This window comes from Flavonifractor sp. An306, assembly GCF_002159455.1.
Classification (GTDB): domain Bacteria; phylum Bacillota; class Clostridia; order Oscillospirales; family Oscillospiraceae; genus Flavonifractor.
On sequence record NZ_NFIQ01000019.1, the window covers coordinates 13,838 to 34,140 of the forward strand.

Annotated in this window: 19 protein-coding genes; 1 reads left to right on the top strand and 18 read right to left on the bottom strand. The window is 59.1% G+C overall.

Features of this window, described 5'->3' with window-relative positions; all coding sequences use genetic code 11:
• Positions 1–15: 15 nt before the first annotated feature.
• Complete coding sequence (locus B5F88_RS06590) at positions 16–1,236, top strand: hypothetical protein (RefSeq protein ID WP_087343239.1); 1,221 nt, start codon at positions 16–18, stop codon at positions 1,234–1,236.
• A gap of 40 nt (positions 1,237–1,276) precedes the next feature.
• Here B5F88_RS06590 and B5F88_RS06595 read toward each other — a convergent pair whose 3' ends face one another.
• The 18 genes from B5F88_RS06595 to B5F88_RS06680 all read right to left on the bottom strand — a co-directional run bounded on the left by B5F88_RS06595 (position 1,277) and on the right by B5F88_RS06680 (position 20,272).
• Positions 1,277–5,554 (bottom strand): EAL domain-containing protein, encoded by a 4,278-nt coding sequence (locus tag B5F88_RS06595; RefSeq protein ID WP_087343242.1) that lies wholly within the window; start codon positions 5,552–5,554, stop codon positions 1,277–1,279.
• A gap of 114 nt (positions 5,555–5,668) precedes the next feature.
• On the bottom strand, positions 5,669–6,985 hold the full coding sequence (locus B5F88_RS06600; protein WP_087343245.1) for an HDOD domain-containing protein: 1,317 nt from the start codon (positions 6,983–6,985) through the stop codon (positions 5,669–5,671).
• On the bottom strand, positions 6,982–7,920 hold the full coding sequence (locus B5F88_RS06605; protein WP_087343246.1) for a chemotaxis protein: 939 nt from the start codon (positions 7,918–7,920) through the stop codon (positions 6,982–6,984). The genes B5F88_RS06600 and B5F88_RS06605 overlap by 4 nt, the downstream gene beginning before the upstream one ends.
• 30 nt (positions 7,921–7,950) lie before the next feature.
• Positions 7,951–8,433, bottom strand: coding sequence for a chemotaxis protein CheD (locus B5F88_RS06610; RefSeq protein WP_087343249.1), 483 nt, complete (start codon positions 8,431–8,433; stop codon positions 7,951–7,953).
• Entirely contained in the window at positions 8,426–9,046 is a 621-nt protein-coding gene (locus B5F88_RS06615; protein ID WP_087343252.1) for a chemotaxis protein CheC, read from the bottom strand. Before B5F88_RS06615 ends, B5F88_RS06610 begins: the two co-directional genes overlap by 8 nt.
• Before the next feature lie 15 nt (positions 9,047–9,061).
• Positions 9,062–9,808, bottom strand: coding sequence for a flagellar hook basal-body protein (locus tag B5F88_RS06620; RefSeq protein WP_087343255.1), 747 nt, complete (start codon positions 9,806–9,808; stop codon positions 9,062–9,064).
• Positions 9,809–9,831: 23 nt separating this feature from the next.
• Positions 9,832–10,587, bottom strand: a complete 756-nt coding sequence (locus tag B5F88_RS06625; protein ID WP_087343257.1) for a flagellar hook-basal body protein — start codon at positions 10,585–10,587, stop codon at positions 9,832–9,834.
• Positions 10,588–10,614: 27 nt separating this feature from the next.
• On the bottom strand, positions 10,615–11,439 hold the full coding sequence (locus tag B5F88_RS06630; RefSeq protein ID WP_087343260.1) for a FliA/WhiG family RNA polymerase sigma factor: 825 nt from the start codon (positions 11,437–11,439) through the stop codon (positions 10,615–10,617).
• Between the two features lie 21 nt (positions 11,440–11,460).
• Complete coding sequence (gene flhA, locus B5F88_RS06635) at positions 11,461–13,548, bottom strand: flagellar biosynthesis protein FlhA (protein WP_087343263.1); 2,088 nt, start codon at positions 13,546–13,548, stop codon at positions 11,461–11,463.
• Between the two features lie 24 nt (positions 13,549–13,572).
• Complete coding sequence (flhB, locus tag B5F88_RS06640; protein WP_087343266.1) at positions 13,573–14,634, bottom strand: flagellar biosynthesis protein FlhB; 1,062 nt, start codon at positions 14,632–14,634, stop codon at positions 13,573–13,575.
• 32 nt (positions 14,635–14,666) lie between these two features.
• Entirely contained in the window at positions 14,667–15,437 is a 771-nt protein-coding gene (locus B5F88_RS06645) for a flagellar biosynthetic protein FliR (protein ID WP_087343269.1), read from the bottom strand.
• Between the two features lie 12 nt (positions 15,438–15,449).
• Positions 15,450–15,695, bottom strand: coding sequence for a flagellar biosynthetic protein FliQ (locus B5F88_RS06650; protein ID WP_087343272.1), 246 nt, complete (start codon positions 15,693–15,695; stop codon positions 15,450–15,452).
• 17 nt (positions 15,696–15,712) lie between these two features.
• Positions 15,713–16,375 (bottom strand): flagellar type III secretion system pore protein FliP, encoded by a 663-nt coding sequence (gene fliP, locus B5F88_RS06655; protein ID WP_087343275.1) that lies wholly within the window; start codon positions 16,373–16,375, stop codon positions 15,713–15,715.
• 17 nt (positions 16,376–16,392) lie between these two features.
• Positions 16,393–16,755: a flagellar biosynthetic protein FliO gene (fliO, locus tag B5F88_RS06660; RefSeq protein WP_242959662.1), complete on the bottom strand. Its 363-nt coding sequence runs from the start codon at positions 16,753–16,755 to the stop codon at positions 16,393–16,395.
• A gap of 8 nt (positions 16,756–16,763) precedes the next feature.
• Positions 16,764–17,129 (bottom strand): response regulator, encoded by a 366-nt coding sequence (locus tag B5F88_RS06665; protein WP_087343278.1) that lies wholly within the window; start codon positions 17,127–17,129, stop codon positions 16,764–16,766.
• Between the two features lie 55 nt (positions 17,130–17,184).
• The gene (gene fliN / locus B5F88_RS06670; protein ID WP_087343281.1) at positions 17,185–18,417 is read right to left on the bottom strand and encodes a flagellar motor switch protein FliN; all 1,233 of its coding nucleotides are present in this window, start codon (positions 18,415–18,417) and stop codon (positions 17,185–17,187) included.
• Between the two features lie 5 nt (positions 18,418–18,422).
• Complete coding sequence (locus tag B5F88_RS06675) at positions 18,423–19,433, bottom strand: FliM/FliN family flagellar motor switch protein (RefSeq protein WP_087343284.1); 1,011 nt, start codon at positions 19,431–19,433, stop codon at positions 18,423–18,425.
• A gap of 2 nt (positions 19,434–19,435) precedes the next feature.
• A complete protein-coding gene (locus B5F88_RS06680) occupies positions 19,436–20,272 on the bottom strand; it encodes a flagellar motor protein MotB (RefSeq protein WP_087343287.1) in 837 nt (278 codons plus the stop codon).
• Positions 20,273–20,303: the final 31 nt, after the last annotated feature.

Sequence of the window (20,303 nt, forward strand, 5' to 3'; positions counted from 1 at the left end):
AGGAGATAGAGAAACATGCAGCACAAATGCCCCCACTGCGCCAAAGACGTCCATCCCCGGAAGGACACGGGAACTCCTACCCCCCTGCGGAAAAAGGCGCTGCTGGGCCTGCTGGCCCTGGCGGTGGTGCTGGCCGCAGGGCTTGGGATCTGGTACGCCAACCGCCCCTATGTGCCCCAGGAGTTTGACGGGGTGGGCGAGGTGTACTACGAGAGCGGGGACAAGACCTATCAGCTGCTGGTGGCCTGGCCCAACGACCGGTGCGCCCCCGCCCCCGATATCTACCAGCAGGGCGCACCGGACGAGCAGTACCGCTGGCCCTCCCGCTGGTATGTCAACGACGCCGCCACCGGCGCCGACGCCTGGCCGGAATTTGAGCCCCTGGTGGAACAGGTCACGGTGGAGGTGGTGCAGGACGAGAACGCCGCCGATCCCCTGGCGGCCGGGGAGCCCAGCCACCGGGAGGACTACTCCCCCGACGCCGCTATGGTGTCCTCCCTGGACTTCACAGGCAACTCCGGGGAGCCCCAGGTGGTATGGACCATTCAGATGATGAACGGCGATATGATCCGGGTGCGTCAGAACATCCACATCAGCCTTATCCTCACCCACGAGTACCACTGGCAGGACTACCCCATGGATACTTTAGAGGAACTGCAAAGCCTGATGGACGACATCGCCGCCCAGGTCAATCCCGCCGACGAGGTGATTCTCTACCTGCCTCCGGTGACCTATGAGGGGGACCTGGAGCTGTGCCGGTCCTTCGAGTTCCATGGCAATACCGACGGGGCGGAGCGCACCGTCCTGAAGGGCAGCCTCACCATGCTGGAGACGGGCGGATACTACTGGATCAACTACTTCTATGATATAGACTTCGTGGGGGACGGAACCAACACCGGCATCACCGCCCTAACCAAGGTGTGGGCCATCGGCTGCTCCTTCACCGGCTACAAAAATGGTCTGCTGACCCAGGGGAACGCCTGGGTAAACGTCACCGAGTGTACCTTCACCGGCAATGAGGTGGGCCTGTTCTACAACAGCACCGGTCAGTCCGCCTCCGACGACCGCTTCTTCGACAACACCTTCACCGACAACGGCACCGCCGTGCTGCTGATGAGCGTGCCCACCGACCTGACCTTATACTTTGACGGCACCACCTTCTCCGGCAACGGCGTCAACGTGGACAACCGCTGCGGCCACAGCGTGGACCTGTCCAGGGCAGTGGGTGCGGAATAGAAAAAACCGGCAGCTGACTTCGGTCAGCTGCCGGTTTTTTCTATACTCCGTCTGTTTTTTCCTGCTCCTCAGCATAGCTGTATCCGCCCTTGTTCTCCTTCTTGCTCCGGTAGAGGGCGGTATCCGCCTGGCGCAGGCTCTCGTCGTAGGAAAAGTCCCGGCTGGAAACATGGGTGATACCAATGCTGCAGCTGATCGGCAGCTGCTCATACTGCCGCAGCGCCTCCGCCAGGATCTTCAGCCGCTCCTCCAGTGTGGCCCGGCAGACATACCCTTTGAGGAACACCATAAACTCATCGCCGCCCAGCCGGCCTACCAGATCCCCGCTGCGGAAGGTCTTTTGCAGCAGATTGGTCAGGTACTTCAGTACCTTGTCGCCCTCCATGTGGCCGAAGCGGTCATTGATGGACTTGAAGTTGTCGATATCCAGCAGCATCAGCACCCCTGAGTGTCCATCGTCGGGCACTGTGATATACTGCTCCACCTCGTTGCGGAAGGCGTTGCGGTTGTATACCTGGGTGAGGGGATCCCGCCGGGCGGCGTCCCGCTGGGCCAGCTCCCGCCGGATCTGGGTGTCCTTGTCCTTCAGATACAGCAGCGCATAGGCGTTTTCGGTAAATTCCTCCCGAAACGTATGGGCCACCAGCTCCACCCAGCGCCACTGGCCGTGCAGCAGCCGCTGGTAGCGGAAGCGGTAGGTCTGTCCCCCCTCGTCGGCAAGCAGGCTCTTCCAGCTGCTGCCCGTGGTGCTGGACAGGTTCTGATCCTCCAGGCGCACCTGACCGCTCACCTGCCCCATCATGAACTGGAGCACACTTCCGCTGTCCAAATGCCGGCATTGCTCGGCGTAGCTGGCCCACAGGCCGCCCGCGGCGTTGAGCTGCTCGCTCTCCAGGTCCAGCTCCGCATAGGCGATGGCCTCCGACAGGCTGGCCCGGTAGAAGTCCCGGATACGGATATTCTCCAGTTCCATCAGCCGCTCATGGTCGGCGGCGCTGAGCCGCACCAGAACAGTATCCCGGTCCTGAACGCCGGAGCCCATATGGCGGATATCCATTTTAAACCAGGTGTAGGTGCCCTGCTTGGACTGCAGCAGCAGTTCCTCTCCGTCCAGGTCGGCCGACTGCTGCACGTTTTGCAGCAATTCGCGGAATCGTTTGGCAAAATGGGGATGGACCATCTTCCGGTCCAGCCAGCATTGGGGGAAATGCTCCTCGTGGATGCTCTCCCCCGCCAGCAGGGTTCGCCCGGTATGGAAGTAGATGGTTCCCTTCCGCTCGTTGAACTCAAAGACCTCGCCGGCGTCTGTATCCTGCACCACCTTGGTCTGCTCCATCCCGGAGATGATCCGGTGATAGCCCTCCAGGCAGATCATACCGTCGGAATCCTTGGTGCGGATACCGATGCAGCGCACCATGACCCCGCCCTGGGTGGGATGGGTCCAGGAATACTCCAGCTGAACCACTTGGCCGGTCTGGACCATCCGCTCCACGGCGGAGGAAACATAGTTGTAGTAGCCGCCGTTGATGCGGTCGTACCAGTAGCGGTAGCACTCCTCGGGCGGCAGCTCCTTCTCCATCCCCAGCACCTGGCGCATAGTCTTGTCGGCAAAGAGTTCCCGCCGGCCGCTGTTGGGGTCAAGCCGGAGGAACCACAGGCCCAGTCGTGTCTCCTTCAGCACGTCCTGGTAGTGGAGCTCCAGCAGTTCGCCCAGCCGGTTCTCCGCCTCGTTGCGGCGGAAACGGTTGGCCACGAACATGGTGAGCATCCGCATCATGGCGTCATCCTCGATGCAATGGCGGGGGTTATCCACCCCCAAAAAGCCGTACAGACGGCCCTGGCGGCGAATGGGGGTGGCGATCATACGGCGGATGCCCTGCCGGGCCAGGCTCTCCCACTCCTCCGGGTCGCTCTCCCGGTAGTCGTCCAGGTTAAGCACCACCACCGACTGGTCCTGCTCAAACAGATTGAACCACCGCCGCAGCAGCACGCTGGGCACATTCTGCAGATTGGCCCGCTGGGCAGTCACCCCGCTCTGGCACCACTCGTAGGTGTTGTTCCACAGCTCCCTGCTGTGGGGGACGGGCTCGAAGAGATAGGCCCGGTCCGCCTGATAGAAGTCACCCAGCAGCGCCAGCATGTGCCGGGTGGCCTGCTCCATGTCGGGCTCCTCCACCAGCGTCTTGGCACAGGCCAACACGTTTTCCGCAAAGTCCAGCTTCTCCCGGACGCTCTTGCTGAGCACTTCCCGCTCGCTGACATCAATGGCCAGCTCCAGCCGGCAGGTCTTGCCCCGCCAGTCAATGAGCTTATCCTTCAGAATGTAATGGCGATGGAGCAGCTGATTATCCCACTCCCAAATATAGAAGGAGTCCTTGGTCAGCCGGTCGTTGGTGCAGAACTCGCAGGGGCTGTTCCGCCCCTGCAGCACCTTGTAGCACTTCTGGCCCTTGTAATCATACACGCCCGTCAGCCCGCAGCCCACCGGGTTGAGATAATACAGCTCATGGTTGGCCAGATCGCTGACATAGATGATCTCATCCATGGATTCCAGAATGGTCTCCAGGCTCTCCGTAGTGGGGCTCATGTCGCCGGGCATGGGGTGCTTCCCCCATTTCAGCTGGCACATCTGCTCCCTGTGGGCCATCTGGGCCTGCCGCTCCGGGGTATTGGTGCGGATATACAGCTCGTCAAACTCCTCCGGCGTACAGGGCCGGTGGAAGAAAAAGCCCTGCAGCAGATCGGGATGTAGCTCCTCCAGCACCGCCAGCTCCTCCTCGGTCTCCACGCCCTCACAGCAGATCTGCATCTGGGAGTCCCGGGCCAGCTCCACCATATTGCTGAGCAGCCGGTAGTTATAGGCGCTGTGCTGGATGCCGCTGACAAAGCAGCGGTCAATTTTAATCTCGTCAATCTCCAGGCTCTTGAGATAGCTCAGGCTGGAATAGCCGGTGCCAAAGTCGTCCACGGAGATCTGGATGCCCGCCCGTTTCCACTGGTAGAAGATGCGGTTGAAGTGGGGATAGTCCTGCAGCTGCATGTTCTCCGTCACTTCCAGCGTCAGGGCGTCCCCCGGCAGGCCCGCCCGGTTGAGGGCGTCCAGGATCTGCTGGGTGATACCCTGCTGAGCCAGCTGCACATAGGAGAGATTGACGCCGATATGGAAGTTGGGCACGGTTTTCCGCCACTGCAGGCACTGGGCCATGGCGGTCTCCAGCACCCACATGCCCACCTGGCAGATCATGCCGGTCTGCTCCAGCAGGGGGACAAAGTCCGCCGGGCTGATGGAGCCCCGTGTGGGCGAGTCATACCGCAGGAGGGCCTCCGCCCCGTAAATGTCATAGCTGCAGGAGCGGACCTGGGGCTGGTAGCGCAGGGAGAATCCCTGGAACCCGTTCTGAATGCTCTGCTTGAATTCCTCCTGCAGCTCGATGGTGGACAGCTTCTCCTCATAGTCCCGCCAGGAAAAGAAGGCCAGGTTGTTCTTCCCCATCCGCTTGGCCCGGTCCAGGGCCTCCTCCGCATACTGGTAAATGGTGCCCGCATCCTCGCCGCCGTAACGGTGGTAGGCCACGGCGCCCCCCGATATGGTGCAGTCATTCCGGGCCAGGCAGTCCTTCACCTGATCATAGACCTGCTGCACCTCACTCTCGTCCTCCGCCGGCAGATTTACCGCGAAGCAGTCTCCGTTCAGCCGGTAGATCCGCAGGCCGGGCGCCACCTGACGCTCCAGCGTGTCCATAACCGCATGGAGGATGCTGTTGCCCCGGTTGCGGCCATGGCGGAGGTTGATATGCTTGAGATTGTCCACCCCCAGCAGCAGCAGATAGCCCGGCTTGCCAGAGGTGCGGACGGCATCAATCTCCTCGGACAGCTCCGAGCCGTTGAAGGCCCCGGTCAGCGGGTCCACCTTCTGTTCCAGCACCATATCCGACACCCGGCCGATCATGCATATCGGCTGACCCTTGCTGTCCATCTGGCAGCGGCCCCGGCAGTTGACCCATACCAGCTTCCCCTCCCGGTCCACCAGACGGTACTCCATATCGTGCTCCGGCTTGGAGCGCTTGCACAGCTCCTCCAGGTCCGCCACCAGCGCGGGCCGGTCCCGTTCATACACGATCTGGACCCAATCCTCTACCGTACACCAGTCTTCCCCCCGCTTATGCAACGGGTATTTCTCCCAGATCTGACCCGGAAAGTAGAGCCGACCCTGACGGAATTCCAGCAGAAACAGGTAGTCGTCCGTGCTATCGCTCAAAAAGCGCAGCACTTCCAACTGTGCTTCCACCATTCTTTCCTCATTTTGTCCCCGATCCATGGTACCGTCCTCCTTCCGCCAGCCAAAGCGCTTGGCCGCCTTGCCGGATCAATCAAAAAGCCGCCGGCCATACCGACGTGCGCGGTATAGGTATGTCCGGCGGCTGCATATATCTTATTCTTCGCTGGGCGTCTCGCTTGCCATCTCTTCGGCCTTCTCCCCAGCCTCCTCCTGTCCCGGCGTCTGCTGGGTCAGCTCGCTCCAGATCCGGTTGACCTCCTCCATGCAGCTGAAGTACAGACTGGTCAACAGATTGGTGGGAATGCCCAGCTGCTCGGCCAGCGAATCAATCTGCTCCCAGTCCGCCCGCTCATAGGAAAGGGCCAGATCATACAGCATGCCGCAACGTCCGGTGTGGTGGAGCAGAGCCTCCTTCACCTCGTCCCGCATGGGGATCTGTCCCAGAATCTCCTCCAGAGGCGCGTCAATCAGGTAGTTCAGGGTGGAGAACATACCCATCAGATAGGCCTCCGGCTTGGTGATGGGCAGGTCCTTGGCATAGTTCATCAGGCTGCTGCAGAAGTTGGCCCGCATAAAGGACAGGCGCAGGAATTCCTCGGCGCCCTCGTCCATCGGGTTCTCAGCGTTGCTGGCGCTGAGCAGATAGACCCACTGCTTGAGTTCGTTCAGGCCCACCGTCATGATGGCCTGCCGGACCGTGGTTACCTTGCTGCGCAGAGAGAAGTAGCGGGAGTTGGCGATCTTCAGCAGGCCATAGGCCAGCGTGGCGTCCACCGAGATGATCTGCTCGATCTCCTCCACGTCCGGCTCGTCCCGAAGCACCGCCACCATCAGCCGGAAGAAGTTGCTCTGCATGTAACCGCTGTTGTGAGTCTTGGCGGTCATCTTCTCCGCCACGAAGGTACCCTCCATAGCGTCCACCTTCAGCTTGATGGCCCGCTGATAGAGCTCCTCCCGGTCGATGTTCACCGCGATGCACTTTTTATTCATGCTGTGGGCGATCTCGATGATATTCTTCAGGGTCATCTCCGGGGTATCCCGGAAGTTGAGCTTGATGTAGTCGATGCTGTCCATGATGGCCAGATAGCGGGGGGCAAACTGGAACTCATTGACGGCGATCTGATAGCCCTCCTTGGCATACTGGTTGATCATATGCATGGCCAGGGGGTGGATAATCACGCTGTCGTCGATCTGGATCACCAGCTCTCCCTTGTCAAAGAGCCGGGGGGTCTTTTTCATCAGCAGCGTGGTGGTGAAGGTCATAAAATTCAGAGAACCCCGCAGCAACTTGTCGGTATTCAGCGTCAGAAAGTTGTAGATGGTATCCGCCGCGGCGAACTCATTGCCTCTGCTCTGGGGGTCGCCGCCGCTGAACGCGTAATTTTCCCCGTAATACTGAATCTCATAGCCCAGGATATGATTCTCCGTGTCCTTAATAGGTTGACGGACGATATACTTGCTGCTGCTCATTTGCCATTCTCCCTTTCCCTCGCAATGCCCCGCTTTTCCAGAAGGGTATCCAGTATGCCGATCAGATGGCCGATCTCAGGCTTGCTCAGCTGTTCGTCGGCTCCCACTTCTTTACCTTTGCGCCGCATTTCTTCTGTAATCAGCGAGGAGAAAATCACAACCGGTATTTTCCGGAATCTCTCACTGCTCTTAATCAGCTTGGTCAGGCGGTGTCCGTCCATCTGCGGCATCTCCAGATCCGTGATGATCAGCGCCACATGGTCCTCCAGGTTGGGCTCCCCCTCCAGCCGCTCCAGTGCCTCCCACAGCTCTGCTCCATTGGGAAACATGGATACATTATCATAGCCGGCCCGCACCAGTGCGTTGCGGATCATCTGGGTCAGCAGAATGGAGTCCTCCGCCACCCAGATGGGGTTCTCGTTCCGGTCCCGTGTGCCCAGGGCCTCTACCTCGCTCATCTGGATGCCGGTTTCCGGGGCGATCTCCGCCACGATGCGTTCAAAATCCAGGATGCTTACCAGATCGTCCCCACACTGGGCGATGCCGGTGGTCACCCCGTCGGCGCCGCCGGAAATGGTGTTATCCGGCTTCTGGATGTCCCGCCAGGAGATCCGGCTGATCCCCACCACCTTCTGTACCCGGAAGGCCACATACATCTGGTTGAAATTGGTGACAATGAACAGGTCCGATGGCTTTTTCTCGCATTCCTGATTGCTCAGGTACTTGGGCAGGTCTACCACAGTGATCACGATGTCACGGGGCTTGAAAATCCCCTCCACCGCCGGGTGGACATGAGGCATCGGCTTAACCTCGGCGGACATCATGATCTCCCGCACCTTAGCCACATTGATCCCAAAGAGATTGTCATCAATGGTAAATTCCATGATTTCAATCTCATTGGTACCGGTTTCCAGCAAAATACCGTCTTTTCCCATTCCTTATCCCCGCTTTCTCCAGAAAATCTCTTAGAAAATCAGCTCCGGCTTGCCGTAGCTGCGCACGCAGGCCTGGCCGGATGCGGCGTCAAAGAGCAGAGTCCGCGCCGTGGAGCCGCCTACATCCTCCCGCAGCAGCCGGATGCCCTCCTTCCGAAGGACCAGATGCGTACTCTCAATATTCCGCTGCCCGATATTGCCCAGGCTCCCTCCGCCAGGCACATCGAACATCTTGGCGCCGCCGGCAATCTTGGCCACAACCCGACTGCGCAGCGCGCCCTTCTCTTCCATTTTTTTCAGAGTCTCGCGGATGCCGGTATCGGCGTATTTCATCGGGGCGCGCCGGCCGGTCTCCATGTTCAGGGGCAGCATCACATGGACCAGCGCAGCCAGCCGGATGAGTGGGTCGTACAGACAAATTCCGACACAGGACCCCAGGGCGTAGGTGATGAGCATGCCCTCGTCCCGGGCCATCTTCATGTCCGCGATCCCTACAATCAGCTTGCTATTCATCCAAAACACCCAGCTTCTTCAACAGGAAATTCAGCGACCGGATATCTGGCGAGAGCAGCAGCCGGCATGGCACTACCTTCTCATGACAGATGAAATTGGCGCCAATCGTCATAATATAATCGGACTGCCCCCCGAATTCCGCCATCGGCACCGCCAAAATCGCCCCCTGCATATCTACGGCGAAGGCGGGCACGGTCAGCTTAGTGGTGATATCCGCCAGACTGGACAGGGCGTTGATAAAGGTGGAAATCATGATGTTTCCCACTTCCACCAGCGCCGAGTGGTCCAGCTCATTGAGTTCCTCATAATTGGAAACCGTTCGCTCCATCATCCGCTCCAGAATCAGATTCACAAATTCCAGCTGCTGGACGGAGAGCATAATGCCGTTCAGCTCCCCCGACATGTGCACCAGCACGCCGGCGGTAATCACCTCCGGCCCGCCGATCCAGTCGATGGCCTCGTTGTAGCCCATAATGCGCACTTCCGGCATGTCGATGCGCACCTCGCAGCCCAGCATATCGGACAGTGCAGTGGCGGCGTTTCCGGTACCGATGCTCCCAATCTCACGGATGGTATCCAGCTCCATTCCATTCAGATCCTGATAGTTCTTCATGGTATCGCTCCCTTGTTATCCGTTGGCCAGGGCATTGATCGTGGTCTCCACATCGTCTGCGGTGGTCATCATCCGCAGCACATAGCTGTAGGACCGCTGCGCCTCAATGACGCCGCTGAGTTCATTGGCCAAATCGGCATTGGAGCTCTCCAAAAAGCCCTGGAGCACCTTGGAATCGCTGGCCCATACCAGACCATTCTTTTCCCCCATGGCAAAGCGGCCGCTGCCTACCCGCTCCAGGCCGTCCTTGTACTGGATGGTAAACACGCCGATGTTCAGCTCCTGGTTGGGATCGGTCATAGGGATGGGATATCCGTCGGGGCCCAGCACCTGCCGGCCCTCGCCGTCGCAGAGATAGTACACGGTGTTGACCACCGGCTCCTCCCCCTCGGCTCCCTCCTCCACCTCCTGATAGGCGTTCATGGTGAAGGAACCGTCCCGGGTGAAGGTCACCTCACCGGTGGCGGGCTCATAGACGGCGAAAAAGCCGTCTCCCACGATGGCGTAATCCAGGTTCCGGCCGGTCTCCTCCATGGCGCCATCCCCCATGTCGGTGCCGGTGAGGGCCATCACCGTGCCGCTGCCCCGGGGCAGCTGACTGCCGTCAATGCCGTCCAGCATGCCGTACATCAGGGCCTGGAACGCGGGAACCTGTGCCTTATAACCATATGTATTGACGTTGGAAATATTATTGGCGTAGACATTCAACCGCTGCATCTGCTGCTGGGCGCCAACAGTGGCGCTGTAAAAAGCCTGTAGCATGGTGAATCGCCCCCCTTTCTATCTTACAGTCTGCCCACTTCAGTGGTGGTCTTGGTCAGCAGGGCATCATAGAGCTTGAGGATCTGGGCCCCGCCCTGCAGCGCCTGCTGGGCGGTCATCATCCGGCTCATCTCCTGGAGCATATCCACGTTGGACTCCTCCACATACTGCCACATCACCTGGGCGTTCTCCACCGGCTGGGCCTGCTGCCCGTTGGCGTCAAACAGGCCGCTTTCCGCCTTGGCCAGCTGGTTGTTGTCGGCAAAGGCATACACCCCCAGCTGTCCCAGATAGTAGCCGTCCGCGGTATAGAGCCGGCCCTCGCCATCGGCTGTAATCTCGTCGGTGGACAGGGTAATGGGGGCGCCGTCGCTCCCCAGCACCAGCCCGTGGCCGGACAGGTACAGCCGGCCCTGGTCGTCCAGGGAGAAGCTGCCGCCCCGGGTATATTCCACACCGTCGCTGGTTTGGATGGCAAAGTAGCCGTCCCCCACGATGGCAAAGTCCAGGGTGAGTCCGGTCTCCTTGAAGCTGCCCTGGTCATAGTTCACATACAGCTGGTCGGGAGCCAGGATATAGCTCTCCTCCCCGATGACGGTGGCGCCGCTCTTGTCCTTGTTGCCCACCCGGCTGATGAGTACCTCCTGGAAGGTGCGGTCGGTGTAGGTCTCCGCCTTGTAGCCGGCGGTGGCCAGGTTGGTCATGTTGTTGGCGATCACGTCCAGCCGTCTGCCCTGGGACAGCACGCCGGAGGTCAGGTTGTAAAAGCCCTTGGTCATGGTAATTCCCTCTTTCCAAGCTTTCTCTTACGATTCAATGTATTGTTTCATGCAGGAGCGCAGACGCTGCAGAGCCCGGCTGTGAATCTGGGATACCCGGGCAGCGCTGACGCCCAGCACCTGGGCAATCTCTTTCATGTTCAGTTCCCGCTCATAGTAGAGCGACAGGACCATCTGCTCGTTCTTCCGCAGAGAGGCGATTCCCGCCTCCAGCACAGTATGAAGCTCCTGGTCCTGAAAGGCCTCCTCGGTAGGGTTGGCCTGCTCCTCACTGAGCAGCAGCTTTTCCTGGGCGCCGTTATAATTGTCCAGCACCGCCTCAAAGGACACCAGGCTGGACACCGCCGTTTCCGACAGCAGCGCATCGTACTGCTCCCGGCTCAATCCCAGGTACTCCGCCACCTCCCGGCTCTCCGGCGCCCGCCCCAACTGGACGGACAGCTCATCCATGGCCCGGGTCAGCCGGGTGGCCTTCTGCCGCACCTGCCGGGGCAGCCAGTCCTGCCGCCGGGCCAGATCCACGATCATGCCCCGCAGGCGCTTGGAGACGTAGGTCTCAAATTTCACATTCTTGGACAGGTCGAACTTGTCGATGGCGCTGGAGAGCACCAGCACCCCCTCGTGGACGATGTCGTCCAGTTGGGCGAAATTGCTGTACAGCCCGCTGGCCTGGGCGGCGATCCGCCGCACCAGTCCGGTGAAGCGGAGCACCAGGGCCCATTTCAGCTCCTGGTCCCCCGTCTGCTTGTAGAGCTCCAGCAGGGCCTGGTCATCCAGCCCCTCCAACTCCTCCTGGGTCAGTGAAGCGTGGGGCGGAGCCTGGAGGTTCTGCACGGTATGCTGTTCTTCCATCGCTCCCGCCCCCTTCCGTAGTTATGCCGGCTTGGCCGGTGACTGCATGGTGATGTTGCCGATGGCCTGAATCTGAACGTTGCTGGTGATCTCGTTGAAGGACAACACGTAAATGTCGGGGTAGAACTGGGCGATCATGCGGCTGAGGTAAACCCGGATGATCTGACTGGTGAGGACGATGGGGGTCTGGGACAGCTCCTGGAACTTCTTACGCAGCTCGCCCAGCTGAGCCATAATCTGCTGCATGATATCGGGGCTGAGGGCCAGATACACGCCCTGATCGTTCTTGGTCAGCGCCGCCAGGATCTTCTTCTCCACCTCCGCGTCCAAGGTCACCACCCGCAGCTGGCCATTGTCGCAGAAGCGGCGGGTAATGGTGCGGCTCAGGCGGCCGCGGATCTGCTCGGTAACGGTATCCACGTTTTGGTTGGGTCCGGCGTCCACAATGGCCTCCATAATCAGGCCCAGGTCCCGGATGGGAATACCCTCCTTCAGCAGGGCCCGGAGAATCTTTTCCAGCACACCATAGCTCACCACATTGGGAATGGCGTCCGCCACCAGCTCCGGCTCGGTCTGCTTCAGGTGTTCCACCAGCTGCATGGTCTCGGTCCGGCCCAGCAGCTCGTAGGCGTGCTTCTTGATGGTCTCGGACAGATGGGTGAGCATAACGGTGAGGGGGCTGATGACTGTATAGCCGTAGATCTCCGCCATCTCCTTGTTCTCCGGCAGAATCCACCGGGAGGGGATGCCATAGGCCGGTTCGATGGTCTCGATGCCGTCGATCTCGCCGCCGGGATTGGGGGGCTCCAGAGCCAGGTAATAATCCACCAGAATCTCGCCCCTGGCAACCTCTTCCCCTCGGATGCGGATGATATATTGGTTAGTTCCCAAAGAGGCGCCGTCGTGCAGGCGGATGGAGGGGATGACAAAGCCCATATCCTGGGCGTACTGCCGCCGGAAGATGACGATACGGCTGATGAGCTTGCCGCCGCTGCTCTCGTCCACCAGGGGAATCAGGCTGTAGCCGAATTCCATCTCAATGGGCTCTACCGTCAGCAGGGTGTAGACATTGCTGATATCCTTGAAATAGTCGGTCTCACTGGCCGCCGCCAACTCCGGCGGCAGCTGCTCGCCGGGGGCTTCCTCCTCCTGGGGAAGGGCCTTGGCGGCCTCCATCCGACGGATGCCCATGAAGCCGCCCACACTCAGTCCAACTCCCACCAGCAACAGAGGCAGGGTGGGGGTGCCGGGGAAGAGGGCCAGCAGGATCAGGATGATGCCGGTGGACAGAATGGCCCGGGGCTGAGCCTTGAACTGGCCGATGACATCGGTGTTCAGGCTGCCGTCGGACACCGACCGGGTGACGATCATGCCGGTGGCGGTGGAGATCATCAGGGCGGGGATCTGGGACACCAGGCCGTCGCCGATGGTGGCGATGGAGTAGATGTTCAGCACGGTGGCAAAGTCGCCGCCACCCTGAACGATACCGATAATCAGGCCGGCCACAAAGTTGATCAGGGTAATGATCAGGGACATGATGGCGTCGCCCTTGACGATCTTGGTAGCACCGTCCATGGCGCCGTAGAAGTCCGCTTCCTTCTGGATCTTGTACCGGCGGGTGCGGGCCTCCTTCTCATCGATGAGACCGGAACTCAGATCGGCGTCAATGGCCATCTGCTTGCCCGGCATGGCGTCCAGGGTGAAGCGGGCGGCCACCTCGGACACACGCTCAGCGCCCTTGGTAATAACAATGAACTGCACCAGTACGATGATCAGGAAGATCAATACGCCGATTACAATATTACCCTGGGTAATCATATGGCCAAAGGCGGTGATTACCGCGCCGGCCTGTCCGCCGTCCCGCAGGATCAGGCGGGTGGAGGATACGTTCAATCCCAGCCGGAACAAGGTGGTAATGAGCAACAAGGAGGGGAAGATGGAAAACTCCAGCGCCTCGGAGATGCTCATGGTGATCATCAGGATCATGATGGACAGAGAGATGTTCACCACAATCAGCACATCCAGCACCGGGGCGGACAGCGGGATCACCAGAAAAAGGACGATGACCACCACCATCAGCGATATGGCATTGTTCAAGATTCGTCTCATAGTCCTTCTTCTGCCTGCCTTCTCTTAGGTCTGCTTTTGATTCAGCCGGTAGAGGTAGACCAATACTTCGGCTACCGCATTGTAGAGCTCCGGCGGGATTTCCTGCCCGATTTCGGTGGTGGCATAGAGGGCGCGGGCCAGCGGCACATTTTCCACCACTGCCACCTGGGCCTCCTCCGCCACCTTCACAATGCGCAGGGCCACCGCGTCCTGCCCCTTGGCCAGCACCAACGGGGCGGTGTCCTGATCCGGCTTGTACCGAAGGGCCACGGCAAAGTGGGTGGGGTTACGGATGACCACGTCCGCACCGGGCACCTTCTGCATCATGCGGGACTGGGCCATCTGCCGCTGCAGCTGTTTGATCTTCCCCTTGACCTGGGGATCGCCTTCCATTTGCTTGAATTCCTCTTTGATTTCCTGCTTGCTCATCTTGATCTGCCGCTCATAGTCCCACCACTGGTAGAAAAAGTCGGCGGCCGCCAGCACCACATAGGCCAGCGCGATCTGCATGGCCATCTGAAAGGCCAGGTCCAGCAGATAGGCGCAGCCGCTGGTCAGATCGGTAAACATGAGCTTGGGGAACACGTCCACCACTCCTGCCAGGAAGCGGTAGATCAGAAAGAGGAGAATGAGAATCTTCAAAAGTCCCTTCAGCGCCTCAACCACGCTGCGCAGGGAGAACAGCCGCTTGATCCCCTCCAGGGGATTGATCCGGCTGAACTTGGGCCGCAGGGATTCGCCGCTGACCAGCATCTTGGTTTGGAGGAAGGTGGCCACCACGCCGGCCGCCGCCGAGGCGCACAGCAACGGCGCCACGCACCAGGCCACCGTCTTGAGCATCTGCATTGTCAGCTGATTGCCGCCGGACAGCTCCTGGCTTTCCGGCGGGCCCGCCATGGTGATGCACATACGGAACATGGCGCTCAGTTCCTTCACCATATTGGGAATGGTCAGAACCAGCATAGCCATGCTGACAATCAGCACCGCCACTGAAACCGCGTCGTTACTGAGAAAGACGTTACCTTTCTTTCGTTCGTCCCGTCGCTTTTTTGGGGTTGCTTTTTCTGTTTTCTGTCCGTCCGCCACGTCCGCTCACCTCCCGCCGCGGGTTCCATTGATCAGCCGGAGGCGCTGATAATTTCCAGTATCCGGCCCAGTGCCGTCAGCATATCCCCCTCTACCTCCAGCAAAAACTCGTTGATGGGGGTAAGAAAGACAAACAACAGCAGCAGGCCGATGATCACTTTCAGTTCGATATTGATGACAAAGGCGTTGATCTGGGGAATAGCCTTCATCAGGATGCCCATGCCCAGCTCTCCCAGCAGCTCAGCCGCCAATATGGGGAAGGCCAGTTTGAGAGAGAGAACCATGCAGGAGAAAAATACCTCCGCCACGCCGGACGCCACCGCCTGCCCCAGGGTCGCCGTCCCATAGGGGACCACTTCCCCCGAGGACAGGAAGATCCGCAGCAGGGTGTAGTGTCCGTTTTCCGCAAAGAAGGTGAGCACCATCAGCACGTTGAGCAGAGAGGCCGTTACCGTCATATTGATCTGACTGCTGGCGTCGTACACCTGAGCCATATTCAGACCCATCTGCGCGTCCAGCACCTCGCCGCCCACCTGAACCACGGTAAAAAACACCCGCATCACGAAGGCCAGGGTAATTCCCACCCCGAACTCCAGCAGCAGCCGCACCACCAACTCAATGAGCGTGGCGGGGGGTGTCACCGCGGTGTCCGCCATACTCCAGACAAACACCGACAGCACCATGATGAAGCCTGCTTTGACCATATTGGGGTAGTTGTTCCGGCCGAAAAGGGGGTTGGCCGCAATGAAGCCGGTCACCCGCATCAGGACCAGTTCAAACAGATACAGGGTAGCCCAGTCCATGCCTCAGGCCCCTCACATCAGCGTGAACAGGTAGCGGGCAAAGTCCTGGAGGTTCTCCAGCATCCACCCGCCCCCAACCAACAGCACCAGTACCACCACAATGAGCTTCAGGATAAAGGAAAGCGACTGCTCATGGATCTGGGTAACGGCCTGGAAGATAGCCACCAAAATGCCCACCAGCATGCTCAGCACCAGCAGCGGCCCAGCAATTTTCAAGGCCACGCCCACGCCTTGCCGTAAAATGTCCACCGGTTCCATGGTCTATCCTCCTACCGCTAATTAAATCCCTGTATCAATCTGGAAAAGAGCAACTGCCAACCATCCAGCGTGATAAACAGCAGCAGCTTGAACGGCATGGAGATCATAGACGGGGGCAGCATGATCATACCCATGCTCATCAGCGCGGAGGCCACCACCACGTCGATGAGCAGGAAGGGAATGTACAGATAAAAGCCAATGACAAAGGCTTTTTTCAGCTCTGTGGTGACGAAGGAGGGGACGATAATCCGCAGCGGCAGGCTCATAGCCCCATCCGGGTCGGTGGGAGTTTCCTGCCCTGCCAGCTGGCAGAACATATTCAGGGCGCTCTGTTCCGTATTGTCCAGCATAAACTCCTTCAGAGGGGCCTTGGCCCGCTCCAGAAATTCATCCTGGGTGATTTCCTCGGCCACATAGGGTTCATAGGCCGTAGTCTGAATCTGACTGATCACCGGGGACATGGTAAACAGCGTGAGAAAAAGCGCCATGCCCACCAGCACCATATTGGGGGGATTCTGCTGCAGCCCCATGGCGGAGCGCAGGAAGGAAAAGGAGATGATGTACCGGGTAAACGAGGTCATCATCACCACCATGGAGGGCAGCAGAGTCAGCAGGGTGGTTACAAAGAGGATCTGTAGGGTCTGCACATTCTCCCCGTTTACATTGATAAGCGCGTCCAAGGTTGCCTGTGCCTCCCTTACTGTTTCCTCTGTTTGATCACGTTGCGCAGCGCCTCCCGGAAGCTCATGGAGGACGGCCCGCCGGAGGCTTTCTCCTCTGCCATCCAGCTTGCCGCTTCTTCCTCCGTCAGGGTCTCCAGGCGGGTGATCCCGCCGGAGGTGACCCCCAGCAGATAGACCTTATCCCCCACCTTGACCAGCAACAGCCGCTGATCTCTGCCTACTGAGAGCTGCTCCAGCACCGTCATGCGGCTCTGCCGGGGCAGCAGCCTCCCCCCCGCCAGCCTGCCTACCACATACCGGGTAAACCAGTAGGCCAGCGCCAGCATCAGGACAGTAACCGCCAGGGCCCAGAGCAGAGATGTGATTTCCGGCGGCATGGGATTCCTCAGGGATTGCCCACGATGGAGGTTACCGCCTTCAGCAGACGGTCGCTCTTAAAGGGCTTGACGATAAAGTCCTTGATGCCGGCTTGCACCGCCTCCATAACCATGGCCTCCTGGCCCATGGCGGAGCACATCACCACATTGGCATTGCTGTCCTTGGCACGGATGGCTTTCAGGGCCTCCAGGCCGTCCATGTTGGGCATGGTAATATCCATCAGCACCAGATCGGGAGAGATCTCGGCGTACTTCTCCACCGCGTCGGCGCCGTCCACCGCCTCATAGAGCTCAGTATACCCGCTCTTGGTCAGGGTGTCCCGAATGACCTTTCTCATGAACGCAGCGTCGTCCACAATCAGAATCTTAGCCATGCTATTTCCATCCTTTACATTATTATTTGAATATGTCAAGGGCGTTTCCGCCCGGTCAACTCATCTGAAACAGCTCTCCATGCTTGAGCACCTCGGTAATGCGTACGCCGAAGTTGTCGTCAATCACCACCACGTCGCCCCTGGCCACACACAAGCCATTGACAAACAGGTCCACCTGATCGCCCGCCAATTTGTCCAGCACCACCAGAGAGCCCTTGGTGAAGGAAAGGATGTCCTCTACCTTCCGCCGGGTGCGACCAATCTCCACCGAGACCTCCAGCGGTACCGACATAATCATCTCCAGGTTGTCCGCCTGTTCCTTGCCCAATCGGTCCTCCACATCCAGCGCGGGAAGCTGGGCCTGTCGGGCAGTGATCAGCCTGGGCTCCTGCTGCATCATTGGCTGCTGCATCATTGGCTGCTGCATCATCGGCTGCTGCATCATCGGCTGCTGCATCATCGGCTGCTGCATCATCGGCTGCTGCATCGTCGGCTGCTGCATCATTGGCTGCTGCGCCGCAGCAGGCTCCGAAGTAGGTGCGGTAGCTCCGCCTCCACCCATCATCCGCTCAATCTCCTCCTGGCTTAGAGGCGCTCCGCCACCGGAGGCCGCCGGAGCCGCCGCAGCGGGCTGCGGCGCGGGAGCGGGAGCCGGTTCGGGCGCAGCAGCAGCTGCCCCCGCGGGGGAACCAAAGTTCATTTCAAAGCCGGCCAGCAGGTCTCTGGCCAGATCCACCGACATGACGTTGACAAATTCACTCTGCAGGATATTTTCAATACCCAGCATAAAGCGGACCACAACCAGATTGCCGTCAGAGGGCGGGAAGTGCTCCTTTTTAAAGGCGTCCAGGTCATCCAGAGCGAAAGACTGGGGGGTGGAGATATTGACGGGATAGCCCAGGAAATCAGACAAGGCGGTGGATGCCGCGCCCATCATCTGATTCATGACCTCGCACACAGCGCTGACTGTCAGCTCGTTAAGCTCAAACTCCTCGTCGGGGGTCTCGCTGCCCATCAGGATGTCCACGATCACCTTTACGTCGTTGCGCTTGAGCAGCATAATGTTGCTGCCCTCCAGGCCGGAGACATACTTGATCTCAATGCCGATAGCCGGTTCCAGATCCCCCAGGCTGAAGTCCTCAACCGTAACCACGCCCACCGTGGGGGTGGTAATATCCACCCTATGGTCCAGCATATTGGATACGGCGGTGGCGGAGGACCCCAGGCTGATGTTCATGAGTTCACCGATGGCATCCAGCTCCATGGAATTAAAGATGTTCTGACTCATGTTCCTTATTTCTCCTCTCTACTCTGGATGCGGAAGGTCTCCCCAATTTTGACGGCCATATTGCCGCCCTGGGTGCCCAGCTTGCCGCTGAACCAAGGCTGACCGCCGATATACAGATGAATCGGCGTCTCTGTGGGGTGTCCCAGGTCAACCACATCTCCCACATTCAGATAGTAGATATCCCGCAAGGCCAGCTCCGTGCGTCCCAGCTCCGCGGTGATCTCCAGATCGGAATCCCGCAAGATATCCATGATCTCATCGGAATTGTTGTCCCCCGAGCCGCGCCCCGCCTGATTCAGAGCCGCGATCCTCGCAAAGACATTGGTCAGCATCATGCCGGGCAGACAGATGCTCATCAGCCCGAAGGCATTGGGGAATTTGACACTGATGCCGATAATCACCACCGTCTCGTCCAATCCGATGAGCTGCACCAGCGTGGGGTTGGACTCAATACGGCGGTAGACAAAATTCAAATCAATATAATTTTCCCAGCTGCCTCCCAGAATACGGATGAGGTCCTTTACAATGTCCTCGTACAGCTTGAGCTCCATGGGAGTAAAGGTATATCCGGCGGGGATGGATTCGCCGGAGTCCCCCTCGCCGCCCATCAGGCGGTCCATCATGTTGAGCATCAGGCCTGTGCTGAAATGAATCAAAGAGGGAGTGTCCTCACTCTGGGGATTCCCCTCGATCTCCACATTCATCAGCGTCAGCACATCGCCGTCGGACAGCGCGTTGGAAAATTCGTAGTACCGCTGCTCCTCCACCGACTCCACCGCAATCTCGCAGGTGGTATGCAGCAGACCGTTGATTCTGGAGTTGATGATGCGGGTATAGTTTTCAAATACGCCGCTAATCATCTTCAGCCGGTCTTTGGTAAATTTTCTAGGACTGTAAAAGTCGTATTTCCGATATTTCTTCTCAGAACTCTGCTCGCTTGGGGCGTGTTCCATCTCGCCGCTGCGAGCCGCATTGAGCAATGCGTCAATTTGGCTCTGGGACAATACTTCCGCCATGGCTATCCCTCCTGGCCAGCATCAGTCTGTGCTTGCGTGGTTTCCTGGACCTCCTGGCCAGAGGACCATGTGGTGGTTGTGGTTTCTCCGCTGTCGCCGCCGGCGCGCATGGTGTAATACTGCGTGATATCGTCGCCCATCTCATTCTCCACATCCAAACCGGTCACCAGCAGCTCTACCCGGCGGTTGCCCGCCCGTTCCGCCGCCGTGGCGTTGCTGGATATGGGCCGCCACTGGCCATAGCCCACACTGACCAGACGGGCGGGGTCCACGATGTTTTTCTCCTGCAGATAGATGGTCACCACCGTCGCCCGGTTGCTGGCCAGGAAACGGTCTGTCTCCACACTGTTGGGCTGGTCCGCTCTGGCCTGAGCGGTGTGCCCCAGCACCCGAATCTCATCCACAGAATCGCTTACACCCGCGATAAATTCAGATACCTGATCCAGAACCACCTTGCCGTCGTCCCGGAGAATATAGCTGTCTCCATCAAAAAACACCGTATCATCGAAGGAAATGAACACATATCCGCTGCCCTTGGTCACGCTGACCTTGCTGGTGAGGTTCTCCTGAGCCACGAATTCCATCATGGATTCGTAAAATTCCTCCATGTCGGAGTCAATTTTCTCCTGGGTTACCACACTGCCGTCCGGCGGCACTTCCGTGGTCGTGCCGTGGATATCAGCAGTGGGATTCAACGCCTGCACCAGCGCAATCCATTTGGATTGATCCATCTGAGACATGGAATACAGCATGACGAAAAAGCACAGCAGCAGCGTCACCATATCTCCATATGTGTCCATCCAGTTGGCGCCGCCACTGCCACTCCGTTTTTTAGCCATTGCTGAACCGCCTCCCGTACAAACCCTTCTA

Bases quoted from the DNA above. Each gene is read 5' to 3' on its own strand.
- B5F88_RS06590 (WP_087343239.1), top strand. From the start codon at position 16: ATGCAGCACAAATGCCCCCACTGCGCCAAAGACGTCCATCCCCGGAAG.
- B5F88_RS06595 (WP_087343242.1), bottom strand. From the start codon at position 5,554: ATGGATCGGGGACAAAATGAGGAAAGAATGGTGGAAGCACAGTTGGAA.
- B5F88_RS06600 (WP_087343245.1), bottom strand. From the start codon at position 6,985: ATGAGCAGCAGCAAGTATATCGTCCGTCAACCTATTAAGGACACGGAG.
- B5F88_RS06605 (WP_087343246.1), bottom strand. From the start codon at position 7,920: ATGGGAAAAGACGGTATTTTGCTGGAAACCGGTACCAATGAGATTGAA.
- B5F88_RS06610 (WP_087343249.1), bottom strand. From the start codon at position 8,433: ATGAATAGCAAGCTGATTGTAGGGATCGCGGACATGAAGATGGCCCGG.
- B5F88_RS06615 (WP_087343252.1), bottom strand. From the start codon at position 9,046: ATGAAGAACTATCAGGATCTGAATGGAATGGAGCTGGATACCATCCGT.
- B5F88_RS06620 (WP_087343255.1), bottom strand. From the start codon at position 9,808: ATGCTACAGGCTTTTTACAGCGCCACTGTTGGCGCCCAGCAGCAGATG.
- B5F88_RS06625 (WP_087343257.1), bottom strand. From the start codon at position 10,587: ATGACCAAGGGCTTTTACAACCTGACCTCCGGCGTGCTGTCCCAGGGC.
- B5F88_RS06630 (WP_087343260.1), bottom strand. From the start codon at position 11,439: ATGGAAGAACAGCATACCGTGCAGAACCTCCAGGCTCCGCCCCACGCT.
- flhA (WP_087343263.1), bottom strand. From the start codon at position 13,548: ATGAGACGAATCTTGAACAATGCCATATCGCTGATGGTGGTGGTCATC.
- B5F88_RS06645 (WP_087343269.1), bottom strand. From the start codon at position 15,437: ATGGACTGGGCTACCCTGTATCTGTTTGAACTGGTCCTGATGCGGGTG.
- B5F88_RS06650 (WP_087343272.1), bottom strand. From the start codon at position 15,695: ATGGAACCGGTGGACATTTTACGGCAAGGCGTGGGCGTGGCCTTGAAA.
- fliO (WP_242959662.1), bottom strand. From the start codon at position 16,755: ATGCCGCCGGAAATCACATCTCTGCTCTGGGCCCTGGCGGTTACTGTC.
- B5F88_RS06665 (WP_087343278.1), bottom strand. From the start codon at position 17,129: ATGGCTAAGATTCTGATTGTGGACGACGCTGCGTTCATGAGAAAGGTC.
- fliN (WP_087343281.1), bottom strand. From the start codon at position 18,417: ATGAGTCAGAACATCTTTAATTCCATGGAGCTGGATGCCATCGGTGAA.
- B5F88_RS06675 (WP_087343284.1), bottom strand. From the start codon at position 19,433: ATGGCGGAAGTATTGTCCCAGAGCCAAATTGACGCATTGCTCAATGCG.
- B5F88_RS06680 (WP_087343287.1), bottom strand. From the start codon at position 20,272: ATGGCTAAAAAACGGAGTGGCAGTGGCGGCGCCAACTGGATGGACACA.